This is a genomic window from Peterkaempfera griseoplana (assembly GCF_001418575.1).
Classification (GTDB): Bacteria; Actinomycetota; Actinomycetes; order Streptomycetales; family Streptomycetaceae; genus Peterkaempfera; species Peterkaempfera griseoplana.
In genome coordinates, this window is the sequence record NZ_LIQR01000183.1 from 21038 (window position 1) to 33070 (window position 12033).

The window sequence follows — 12033 nt, forward strand, 5'->3', positions numbered from 1 at the left end:
CCTGGCCGCCCGCCGAGCCGTTCGGGGTCGCCGCCCGGGTCTCCTGGTTCAGTCCGGCTCTCCTCGTTCAGGAGGAGCAGACCTTCCCGTTGCCGGGCGCCTGGCCCTCCAGCAGATAGGTGTTGACCGCCGTGTCGATGCAGTCGCTGCGGCCGCCGTACGCGGTGTGACCGTCGCCCTCGAAGGTGAGCAGCCGGCCGGAGGAGAGCTGGGCCGCCAGCGCCCTGGCCCACACATAGGGGGTGGCCGGGTCCCGGGTGGTGCCGACGACGACGATGGGCGGGGCCCCGGCGGCGGCGATGGTGTGCGGGCCTCCGGTGGGCCGCACCGGCCAGTAGGCGCAGGCCAGGGACATCCACGCCATGGCCCGCCCGAAGTGCGGGGAGGTCCGTACGAACTGCGCCACCGCGGCCTGGACCTGGTCGGGGCTGCTGAACGGTGCGGGGCTGTCCAGGCAGTTGACGGCCTCGTTGGCGAACATCAGGTTGCCGTAGCTGCCGTTGCTGCGGCGGTCGTAGTACGAGTCCGAGAGGGCCAGCAGTCCGGCGCCCTTGCCCTGCTGGGCGTCCTTGAGCGCGGTGCGGAGCTGGGGCCAGAGGAAGTCGGCGTACATGGCCTGGATGACGCCGGTGGTGGCCAGCGCCTCGGTGAGGCGGCGGCTGCTCCCGGTGGCCAGGGGGGTGCGGTCGATCGAGCGGAAGAGGGCGTCGAGGCGGGTGCCCACCTCGGCCGGGCTGCGGCCCAGCGGGCAGTCGCTCCTGGAGGCGCAGTCCTTGGCGAAGGCGGACCAGGCGACCTCGAAACCGGCTGCCTGGCCGAGGGCGGCCTGCCGGGCGTCGAGGGACGGGTCCAGGGCGCCGTCGAGCACCATCCGGCCGACCCGCCCGGGGAACAGCCCGGCGTAGGCGGCGCCGAGGTAGGTGCCGTAGGACTTGCCGACGTAGGTCAGCTTGGCGTCGCCCAGCAGGGCGCGCAGCACGTCCATGTCGCGGGCCGCCGCGATGGTGTCCACATGCGGCAGGAGGCTGCGGGACCGCTGCTCGCAGCCGGCGGCGAACTCCCGCATCTCCTTGACCAGGGCGGCCTTCTCGGCGGCGTCGTCCGGGGTGACGTCGGCGGCGGCGAAGGCGTCCATCCGGGGCCCGCTCAGGCACTGCACCGGATCGCTGCGGCCGACGCCCCGGGGGTCGAAGCCGACCAGGTCGTACGTGGCGCGCAGCGGCGGCGCGTAGCTGGCCGTCACGTTCTCCAGGTAGGTGATGCCGGAGCCGCCGGGTCCGCCGGGGTTGAGCACCAGCGAGCCGGTCCGGGGCCCGGGGCCGGTGGCCTTCTTGCGGGCGGCGGCCAGGGTGAGATCGCCGTGTCCGGGGTGGGCGTAGTCCAGCGGCACCTTGAAGGTGGCGCACTCGAAGGAGCCGTCGCAGGCCCGCCAGTCGAGCTTCTGCCGGTAGTAGGAGGCCAGCGCGGCCGGGATCGCGGCGGGCAGCGGCTGCAGCGCGGTGCGGGCGGATCCGCCGGTGGCCGCGTCACCACCGGTGGTCCCGGGTGCCGGGGCGGTGTGCGAGCTGGTGGACGCCGGTTGGGAGCCGCCGGAGGAGCAGGCGCTGAGCAGCAGCCCGCAGACGGCCAGCAGTGCGGCCCCGCCTCGCCGCGGCCACGCCCCGAGCCCGTTGTTCGCCCTGCTCATCGCACCGTTCCTTCGTCTTGGCGGTCGGCCTGTTGCAGAGCGTAGTCGTCCCGGGGGCGGTCCGGGCCCGACGCATGCCCGGGGCGTGTCGGAGTGCCGGGGCGCGGACGGCGCCCCGCGGGTCCCCGGCGACGGTCACCGGGGCGGGTCGCGGGGCCGCCCCGGACGGGGTTGCCCGGGCGGTCGGGCGTGGCCTGTCAGGCGTGGGCGGACGCGCCCGGGGCCGGAGTGCCGAGGGACTTGGCGAGATACCGCACGGCCATCCTGACCAGCAGGATCCGCTCCTGCTCGACGGCGGCGTCCCGGACGGTCTCGGAGGTCGCCACGACCACGCGGGCGGCCCGGCCGTCCCCGGACGCCAGTGCGTCGCGCAGCCGGCCGACCTCCTCGCGTCCGGTCAGGTCACGCCGGGTCGCGGCCAGCAGCAGCCGGGAGTCCGGCAGTCCGGCGGCCCCGTCGGCGGCTGCGCGGACCAGCGCCTCACTGTCGTACCGGCCGGACAGGGCGGCCCCGGCGCCGTACAGGTCGGGCCTGGTCAGCGCGGCCGCTGCGGCGCAGGGCGCGGCGTCGCCGATGCCGAGCGTCTCCCAGCCGCGCGGGCCGGGGGGCAGGGTGCGGAAGCCGGCAGCGACGGCGGCCCGCACCGCGGTGTCGTCGGGGACGGCCCCGGGGGCTGCGGTCAGCAACTCGCAGGGGTGCTCGGTGCCCGCGGGCGCCTGCGGGGCAACGACCACGAACGGGCCGGCGCCCTGCTGGGTGGCGGCGCTGGTGAAGCCGTCGAAGACATAGGGGGCCGCCACGTCGGCGGTGCTCCCCGGGCTGCCGGTCTGCAGCACCACCACCGGGAAGCCGGTCCGGGTGTCCTCCGCGTACTGCGGGGGCAGCCAGACCCGGACGACGCGCCGGCTGCCGTCCGCGGCGCCGACTGTGCCCTGGAGCAGCCGGCCGCCGGCGGGGTGGCCGATGGTGGCGAAGGCCGGGGTTGCGGTCGCCGGGTCCCCGGTCGCCGGGGTGCGGTCGCCGGGGCGGCCGGCCACGGCGGCTGCGGCGGCGGCCGGCGGACCCCCGGTGCTGAAGCGCAGACGGTTGCTGGCGCCGGTGCCGAGCGCCAGCAGCAGCACGAGTGCGCAGAGCCCGGCGGCGACCGAGCCGGCTCCGAGCAGCCGGGTGACGCGGCGGTCGCCGGCCAGTCCGTAGGCCTCGGCGGCCCTCCGCTCCCGCTTGTGGTCGGCGGCGGCGCGAGCGAGCCGTACCGACGCGACGACGGCGGCGACAAGCAGCAGGACGAGGATCGAGCGGACCATCAGATCACCTCCGGGGCGGAGCCGCACCTCGCGGTCCGCGGCCACCGCGGCGAGGCGCGTCGGCTCCCCACCCTGCAAGAGCACCCGGAGGTGTTCAGGGAGCAATTCGGGCAAATCGCTCGTATCACTCGGACGAGTGAACAGTGCGGACCGCCTTACGGCCCTGCCGGCTGCCCGGACGGCGGTACGGGCCGACCTCAGCCCGCGCGCAGCGCCAGCGTCATGGCCTCGACCGCGAGCAGCGGATCCACATTGCGGTCGAGCGCGGTACGGCAGGCCAGGACGGCCTCGATCCGGCGCAGCGTCGACTCCGCAGGGCCGGCGGAGGCCACCCGCTGGAGGGCGGCACGCTGGTCCTCGTTGGCCAGTTCACCGGTGCTGCCGAGCTGCAGCGCCAGCACGTCGCGGTAGAAACCCAGCAGTTCGAGCAGTGCCACACCCAGGGTCTCCCGGCGGGTCCGGGTGGCGCGGCTCTTCTGGCGCTTCTCCAGCTCCTTGATCGCCCCCGCCATGCCCCGGGGGGCCCGGCCGCCCAGCCCCTCGGCGGCGCCGTAGACCGCCTTGAGGTCGTCGGTCTCCTTGACGTCCCGGGTCTCGGCGAGTTGCTCGGCGTCCTGCTTGGCGGTGTCGACGAGCCGCTGCGCCGCGGCCAGGCACGCCCCGACGTCGGAGACCTCCAGGGGGATCCGCAGCACCTCGGCGCGCCGGGCGCGGACCTTCTCGTCCAGCGCCAGCCGGCGGGCCCGCTCCAGGTCGCCCTGGGACGCCCGGGCGGCGGTCTCGGCGAGCGCCGGATCCACTCCGTCGCGCCGCACCAGCATGTCGGCGACGGCCGGGGCGGGCGGGGTGCGCAGCACCAGCAGACGGCACCGGGAGCGGATGGTGGGCAGCACATCCTGCACCGACGGCGCACACAGCAGCCAGACGGTGCGCGGGGAGGGCTCCTCCACCCCCTTGAGCAGGGCGTTGGCGGCCTGCTCGGTGAGGCGGTGGGCGTCGTCCAGCAGGATCACCGACCAGCGGCCGCCGGTGGGGTAGCTGGAGGCGCGCAGGACCAGCTCCCGCATGTCGCGGACCGGGATGGAGAGACCGTCGTTGCGGACCGTCTTCACATCGGCGTGGCTGCCCGCGAGGACGGTGTGGCAGCCGTCGCAGAAGCCGCAGCCGGGGGTGCCGCCGAGTTCGAGGTCGGGGCTGGTGCACTGGAGGGCGGCGGCGAAGGCGCGGGCGGCGGTCGCCTGACCGGACCCGGGCGGGCCGGTGAACAGCCAGGCATGGGTCATCGCCGAGCCCGCCCCCGGCCCGGCGGCGTCCTGCCGCCCGGCGGCCACCACGCCCCGCGCAGCCAGGGCCGCGGCGGTCAGCTGCTCGACCACCCGCTCCTGGCCGACCAGGTCGTCCCACACACTCACGGGGCCATCTCCACGCCTCTGCTGTCCGTCCCTCCGACCCGGTCGAGCTTAGTCGGCGGGTCGGACACCCGGGTGCGCGTCCACGGTGGACGGACCGCGCCCCGGCCGGCCCAGGGGCGGGGCCGGGGATCCCCGGGCCCCGCCGTGGCCGGTCAGTCGCGGCGGCGCCGGCGGCCGCCGTCGTGCCCGGAGCCGGCCTCGCCCTCGTGCTGCTCCCACTCCTCCCACTCCTCGCGGGAGCCCAGCAGCCGGTCGGTGAGGCTGGGGAGGTCGTCCATCGGGGTCTCCTCGGCCCAGTCCGGGCGGGGACGGGACGGCTGCGCCGGCGCGCCGGGGGCGTCCGGCGCCCCCGGGTCCACGGCGGGCATCTCACGGGTGCGCTCGGCCGGGGACTGCTCCGCAGCCGGCTCCGCTCCGGTCCGCTGGGTACGGCCAGGCGCCCGCCCGGCAGGGGCGGCGCCCTTCCCGTCCTGCACCCGCGGCAGCACCGCCGTCTCGTCCGACACCCTGGGCAGCACCGCGGTCTCGTCGCCGGGCGCCACCCTGGGCAGTACGGCCGTCTCGTCGGACACCCGCGGCAGTACCGCGGTCTCGTCGGCGGGGGTCGCCCCGGGCCGCCGGGCGGAGGAGCCCTCGGCGGCTGCGACGGCGGCGCGGCGGTCCTCCTCGGAGATCTCCGTGGTGGCGCCGTCCGGGTCGTGGCCGCCGGCCGTCTCTCCGGGCGCCACCTGCGGGAGTTCCGCGGTCACCTCGGCCTCGGCGGCAGCAGCGGCCTCGGCCTCGGCGCGCAGCCGGGCCTCCTCCGCACGCTGCAGCGCCTCCTCCGCGCGGCGGCGCTGCTCGGCCCGCTGGGCCTCGCGCTGCCGCTGGAGCTCCGCCTGACGGGCCGCCTCGGCCTCGATCCGGCGCTGCTCCTCCTCCTCGGCCCTGCGGCGGGCCTCCTCCGCGGCACGGCGGCGCTCCTCGTCCTCGGCGCGGCGCCTGGCCTCCTCCTCGGCGAGCCGGCGGGCCGCCTCGGCGGCCTGGCGCTCCTCCTCGGCCTTGCGCTGCCGCTCCCGCTCCTCCTCCTCGGCGCGGAGCCTGGCGAGCATCTCCTGCCGACGCCGTGCGGCCTCCTCCTCCTCGGCCTTGAGGCGGGCCTCCTCCGCGGCCCGGCGCTCGGCCTCCTCCCTGGCCTTGCGCTCCTGCTCGGCGCGCTGCTGCTTCTCCTGCTCGGAGAGCGGGAGGTCGCGGTCGAGCCGGTGCCGGACGGCCGTGGTGACCGCGGTCGCGGGGCGGGAGGCGTCGACGACCAGGTAGCGGGCGGGGTCGGCCGCGGCGAGGGCCAGGAACCCGGCCCGCACCCGCTGGTGGAAGTCCCCGGGCTCGGACTCCAGCCGGTCCAGCGCCTCGGTGAAGCGCTCCCGGGCAGCCCCGGGGTCGACGTCCAGGACCACGGTGAGGTCGGGGACGAGCCCGCCGGTGGCCCAGCGGGAGATCCGGGTGACCTCGGTGGCGGACAGGTCGCGGCCGGCGCCCTGGTAGGCGATGGAGGAGTCCATGTAGCGGTCGGTGATCACCACGGCGCCGCGCTCCAGGGCGGGCAGGATGATGTTCTCCACGTGCTCGGCGCGGTCGGCCGCGTAGAGCAGCGCCTCGGCGCGGTGCGAGATGCCGGTGTTGCCGACGTCCAGCAGCATGGCGCGCAGCCGCTGTCCCACCGGGCTGCCGCCGGGCTCGCGGGTGAGCACCACCTCGTGCCCCTTGCTGCGGATCCACTCCGCCAGTGCCTGGGCCTGGGTGGACTTGCCGGCGCCGTCGCCGCCCTCCAGGGCGATGAAGTAGCCGGTGCCGGCCCGGTGCGGGGGCCTTGCCGGGCCGCCCTTCAGGGCGTTCCACAGATCGCGGGCGAACGGGGCCGTGGCGCGGCGGTCGTCGGTGCGCAGCAGGACCACGACGGCGAGCACCACGGTCAGCAGGCCGCACAGTGCCACGGCGAGGCCTGCGCCGCCCTGGTCGAAGGAGAAGGAGCCGGGGGTGCCGTCGCCGAGGTGGCGGGCGTCGATGCCGGCCGCGAGCAGCGGAACCACCAGCAGGGCGGCGGCGGTGACGGCACGCAGTACCGCGTGCAGGTGCTCCACGACCCGGGGCTGCCTCGTCTCCTCGGTCTCCTGGGCGAGCAGGTCCCGGCCGGTGGTGACGGCGGTACCGGCGGCGACGCCGGCCAGGGCGGTCAGCACCAGCACCAGGACGTAGTCCGGGACGAGGCCGGCGACCAGCAGCGCCAGGCCGAGGATCCCGAGCGCGAAGGCCAGCAGCCGGCGACGGGAGAGGCCGGGCAGGGTGGTGCGGGCGGTGCGGATGCCGAGCGCCGGTGCGCCGGTGACGGCGAGCACCAACAGGCCGTACCCCACCGGCCCGGCGCCGTGGTCAAGGGCGAGCAGCAGGGCGACGGAGGCGACGCCCGCCACTCCCGCGTAGGCGGCGGCCACGGCGAAGGTGAAGAAGGGGGCGGATCCGGTACGGCCGCGGGAGAGCACGGGACCGGCGGCGTCGGAGGGCGCGCGGAGCCCCTGCAGCGGAGAGCGCGGGGCCGCGGCGGCGGCGCGTCCGGTGGGGAGTTCCTGGAGGTGGAGCAGGACCGCGGAGGCGGCGAAGAGCAGTGCCGCTCCGACGGCCGGTGCCGTGCCCTGGTGGATCCGCAGCCAGTCGCTGCCGGTGGCGATCGCCCTGCCGATCAGGGCGAGGACGACGAGGGCGGCGGCGCCCAGCGGAACGGTGATCCAGCCGGTGACGAGGTCCAGGGTGCGCACGGTCTCCAGCTGGGAGCCGGAGGGCCTGGCCTCCGCCGAGGGCGCGTAGGGGTCGGCGGGGGGAAGCAGGGACGGGGCGGTGGCGCCCTTGGCGACGGTCCACACCCGCTCGACGGCGCCGGCAGCGAAGACCGTGGCGAGCAGCCAGATGTAGGCGTCCGCACCGGTCCAGACGATCCACCAGGGCGCGACACCGATCAGGACGGCCCGCAGTGCATCGCAGCCGAGCAGCGTCCAGCGGCGGTCCGGCCGTCCGGCGAGGAGTGCGTGCAGCGGGCCCAGCAGCACCGCGCCGAGCAGCAGGGTGGCGAGCAGGCGCGCGGCGAGCACCACGGCCAGGGTGAACGCGAGCCCCCGGTAGCCGCCGCCGAGCAGCTGCTGCGCGGCGGAGGCCTGCAGGGTGAGCAGGGTGAGGACCAGCAGGGCGAGCCGGTCCGCCGTGCCGCCGATCAGCTGGGTGGTCCACAGCCGTCGGTAGGGGCGGATGCGCAGCAGGGCGCGGACCCGCTCACCGGGCGTCCCTGCCGGGCCGACCTCGGGCGCGGAGTTGCCGGGTGCCGCGGGGGTGCCGTCCGCGCCTGCGGACTCCTGGTCGCCGGCGCCGGCCGGTCCGGGAGGCACCTCTGCTGACGTGGGCGGCGCCTTGGCCACCGCGGCCTCGGCCTCGGACTGTGGCTGTGGCTGCTCGTCACGCGTCATGCGGCCAGCCTAGCCGCCGGGCGCGACTTCAAACGGAGGGGTGACCTTCCGCATGCATGTTCATGACGCGGTTGTGACCCGCGGCGGCGGGACCGGCCGAAGCGCGGTCCCGCCGCCGTCGCGGGGTCAGACCTGCTCGGAGACCGGAAGTCCGGTCGCGCCGGCGCCGCTCGGGGCTGCCGGGTCGCCACCCGCCGTCTTCGCCGCGGCCTTCTTGGCGGTGCCGGTCTTCGCCGTGGCCGTCTTCGCGGTCGCGGTCTTCTTGGCCGCCGTCTTCGCCGTCGCCGTCTTGGCGGTCGCCGTCTTCTTGGCCGCGGTCTTCTTCGCCGCGGTCTTGGTGGCCGTCGCCTTCTTCGCCGGGGCCTTCTTGGCGGGCGCCTTCTTCGCCGTCTTCTTCACCGGGCCCCGGGCGCGCTTCTCGGCCAGCAGCTCGAAGCCGCGCTCCGGGGTGATGGTCTCGACGTCGTCGTCCTTGCGCAGCGTGGCGTTGGTCTCGCCGTCGGTGACGTACGGGCCGAAGCGCCCGTCCTTGACCACCACCGGCTGTCCGCTGACCGGGTCGGGGCCCAGCTCCTTCAGCGGCGGCGCGGCGGCCCGCCGCCCGCGCTGCTTGGGCTGGGCGTAGATGGCCAGCGCCTCCTCCAGGGTCACCGTGAACATCTGCTCCTCGGTCTCCAGCGACCGGGAGTCGGTGCCCTTCTTGAGGTACGGGCCGAAGCGGCCGTTCTGGGCGGTGATCTCCTGGCCGTCGGCCGGGTCGGTGCCGACCAGCCGGGGCAGGGTGAGCAGCCGCAGGGCGTCGTCCAGCGTCACGGTGTCCAGCGACATGGACTTCAGCAGCGAGGCGGTGCGCGGCTTGACCGCGTTCTTGCCCGTCTTCGGGGTGTCCTCGGGGAGGATCTCGGTGACGTACGGGCCGTAGCGGCCGTCCTTGGCCACGATGGGGTGGCCGGTGGCCGGGTCGGTGCCCAGCTCGTAGTCGCCGCTGGGCTTGGCCAGCAGCTCCTCGGCGAGCTGCACGGTCAGCTCGTCCGGCGGCAGGTCGTCGGGGATGTCCGCGCGCTGCTCACCGCGCTCCACGTACGGGCCGTAGCGCCCGACGCGCAGCACGATGTCCTCGCCGACCGGGAAGGAGCTGACCTCGCGGGCGTCGATCGCGCCGAGGTCGGTGACCAGCTCCTTGAGGCCGCCGAGGTGGTCGCCGTCGCCGTTGCCCGCGTGCGCCGCGGAGGTGTCGTCGACGTCGCCGTCGCCGAAGTAGAAGCGGCGCAGCCACGGCACCGCCTTGGCCTCGCCGCGGGCGATGCGGTCGAGGTCGTCCTCCATCCGGGCGGTGAAGTCGTAGTCGACCAGGCGGCCGAAGTGCTTCTCCAGCAGGCCGACGACGGCGAAGGAGAGGAAGGAGGGGACCAGCGCCGTCCCCTTCTTGAAGACGTACCCGCGGTCGAGGATGGTGCCGATGATCGAGGCGTAGGTGGAGGGACGGCCGATCTCCCGCTCCTCCAGCTCCTTGACCAGCGAGGCCTCGGTGTAGCGGGCCGGGGGCTTGGTGGCGTGGCCCTCGGGGGTGATCTGCTCGGCGGTGAGCCGGTCCCCCTCGGCGACCTGCGGCAGCCGCCGCTCGCGGTCGTCGAGCTCGGCGTTGGGGTCGTCCGCGCCCTCGACGTAGGCCTTGAGGAAGCCGTGGAAGGTGATGATCTTGCCGGAGGCGGAGAACTCGACATCCCGGCCGTCGGAGCTGCGGCCGCCGACCCGGACGGTCACCGACTGGCCGACGGCGTCCTTCATCTGGGAGGCGACGGTACGCATCCAGATCAGCTCGTAGAGCCGGAACTCGTCCGCGCGCAGCCCGGTCTCGGCGGGGGTGCGGAAGCGGTCGCCCGAGGGGCGAATCGCCTCGTGCGCCTCCTGGGCGTTCTTCACCTTGGAGGCGTACACCCGGGGGGCGTCCGGCAGGTACGACTCGCCGTAGAGCTGCTTCACCTGCGCGCGGGCCGCCGCGACCGCCGTCTCGGAGAGGGTGGTGGAGTCGGTACGCATGTAGGTGATGAAGCCGTTCTCGTACAGCTTCTGGGCGACCTGCATGGTGCGCTTGGCGCCGAAGCCCAGCTTGCGGCTGGCCTCCTGCTGCAGCGTGGTGGTGCGGAAGGGGGCGTACGGGGAGCGCCGGTAGGGCTTGGACTCCACGCTGCGCACCGCGAAGGCGGTGTCGGCGAGCGCCGCGGCCAGGGCACGGGCGGCCTGCTCGTCCAGGTGGAGCACCTGGGCGGAGGCGGCCTTGAGCCGGCCGTCGGAGCCGAAGTCGCGGCCGGTGGCGACCCGGCGGCCGTCCACGGTGGTGAGCCTGGCGCCGAAGGACTCCGGGTCGCCGGCGTCGCCGGCCCGGCCGGTGCCGAAGGTGCCCACCAGGTCCCAGTAGGAGGCGGAACGGAAGGCGATCCGCTCCCGCTCGCGCTCGACCACCAGGCGGGTGGCGACCGACTGCACCCGGCCGGCGGACAGGCCGCGGGCGACCTTCTTCCACAGCACGGGGGAGACCTCGTAGCCGTAGAGGCGGTCCAGGATGCGCCGGGTCTCCTGGGCGTCGACCAGGCGCTGGTTGAGGTCGCGGGGGTTGCGCACGGCCTCCTGGATGGCGTCCTTGGTGATCTCGTGGAAGACCATCCGGCGCACCGGCACCTTGGGCTTGAGGACCTCCTGCAGATGCCAGGCGATGGCCTCGCCCTCGCGGTCCTCATCGGTGGCGAGCAGCAGTTCGTCGGCCTCGGCCAGCAGGGACTTGAGCTTGGCCACCTGGCTCTTCTTGTCGGCGTTGACGACGTAGACCGGCTCGAAGTCGTGGTCGACGTCGACGCCCAGGCGGCGGACCTCGCCGGTGTACTTGGCCGGCACCTCGGCGGCGCCGCTGGGGAGGTCACGGATGTGCCCGACACTCGCCTCGACGACATATCCGGGGCCCAGGTAGCCCTTGATCGTCTTCGCCTTGGCCGGCGACTCGACGATGACGAGTCGACGTCCGTCGCGGGCGGTCTCGCTGGTCGGGGACACCTTCTGCTCTTCTCTCCCGGTCGTGGGTGGTGGCCGGCCCGGTGGTGCGCGGCTCCGTTGTCGGCCGCGCCGTTCGACCCGGCCTCCGCCGGGGCCCGCCGCGCTGCACGACGCGCCCCCAACTGCGGAGTGTGACCGTACCCCGGCCACCCTTGTCAAACGGACGGATCCCGCTTTTTCACCGGCGGAGCCGACCGACGCCACTCGAACGGTAACCCGATGCCGGGTGTTCCCGCCGCGTGGACCGCTCTGCGGGCAGGCCGGGAACTGCTTTCTTGGGCTGTCCTTTACGCAGAAAAGGCGTTTCGCGGGGGGCCGGCGCGGGAGTCAGCCGCCGATCGCGGCGGTCAGCACCGCAAGACCGGCGGCAAGGCAGCCGGCGCCGAGAATCATCCAGAAAGCATCGCTCGGCCCGATCCGCAGCCCGTCGGCGAGCACCAGTCTGGAGGGCTGCCGGGGATCGTAGGAGATCTGCACCAGGGTGCCCGGGGAGAGCCGCGCCGGCCGGCGGAGCCGGGTGCGGCCCCGCGGGCGGGCGACCAGGGCCTCGGTCCGGTCGGCGAGGGAGTACGCCAGCTCCGGCGCCGGATCGTCCGTCCCGGTGGGGAGCCGGTCCGCGACCACCCTGGCCATCGTGTGCACCCCGTGGTGGCGCAGGTAGCGGCGCAGGCGCACCTCCGCGGCGCACCAGTACAGCAGCGCGCCCCCGAAGGCCAGGAGCACCGCTCCGGCCGCCACCCCCGTGGGTGCCTCCACGTCCGCCTCCACCACCGCTGCGGCCGGGGCCGCGCCGTTCGGTCAGACGCCGAGCATCGCGACCGGCGGCCAACGCCGGACGGCTTCGACGGGTACCCGCGGAGAAGTCCCGGAGGCCAGAAGGTGAATCGGCGAGGTGGGTCAGCGAGGTTAATCAGCGAGGTGAATCAGACCACATCCAGGGAGGCGCTGCGCCGGCTGCCGCGTTCGAACCAGCGCAGCAGCACCACCGCGAGCAGGGCGTAGCACCCGGCCAGCGCCGCCTCGGCCGCCAGATCGCGGCCCACCGTGCCGAGCGCGGCCCCGGCCGCCAGCGCCCGGGCGCTGGCGGCCGG

6 protein-coding genes are annotated in these 12033 nt (G+C 75.3%); all 6 read right to left on the reverse strand.

Annotated elements, in window-relative coordinates; all coding sequences use genetic code 11:
* Positions 1 to 67 precede the first annotated feature (67 nt).
* A complete protein-coding gene (locus AOK09_RS14675; RefSeq protein WP_055587627.1) occupies positions 68 to 1687 on the reverse strand; it encodes an alpha/beta hydrolase in 1620 nt (539 codons plus the stop codon).
* A gap of 197 nt (positions 1688 to 1884) precedes the next feature.
* Positions 1885 to 2991 carry a hypothetical protein gene (locus AOK09_RS14680; protein ID WP_157875901.1) on the reverse strand — a complete coding sequence of 369 codons (1107 nt, stop codon included), beginning with the start codon at positions 2989 to 2991 and terminating at the stop codon, positions 1885 to 1887.
* A gap of 197 nt (positions 2992 to 3188) precedes the next feature.
* Positions 3189 to 4403 carry a DNA polymerase III subunit delta' gene (locus AOK09_RS14685; protein ID WP_055587629.1) on the reverse strand — a complete coding sequence of 405 codons (1215 nt, stop codon included), beginning with the start codon at positions 4401 to 4403 and terminating at the stop codon, positions 3189 to 3191.
* A gap of 152 nt (positions 4404 to 4555) precedes the next feature.
* The gene (tmk, locus tag AOK09_RS14690) at positions 4556 to 7894 is read right to left on the reverse strand and encodes a dTMP kinase (RefSeq protein WP_079063067.1); all 3339 of its coding nucleotides are present in this window, start codon (positions 7892 to 7894) and stop codon (positions 4556 to 4558) included.
* Between the two features lie 126 nt (positions 7895 to 8020).
* Complete coding sequence (gene topA, locus AOK09_RS14695) at positions 8021 to 10942, reverse strand: type I DNA topoisomerase (protein ID WP_055587630.1); 2922 nt, start codon at positions 10940 to 10942, stop codon at positions 8021 to 8023.
* A 327-nt stretch (positions 10943 to 11269) separates the two neighbouring features.
* Positions 11270 to 11698 carry a DUF3592 domain-containing protein gene (locus AOK09_RS14700; RefSeq protein WP_055587631.1) on the reverse strand — a complete coding sequence of 143 codons (429 nt, stop codon included), beginning with the start codon at positions 11696 to 11698 and terminating at the stop codon, positions 11270 to 11272.
* Between the last annotated feature and the right edge of the window lie 335 nt (positions 11699 to 12033).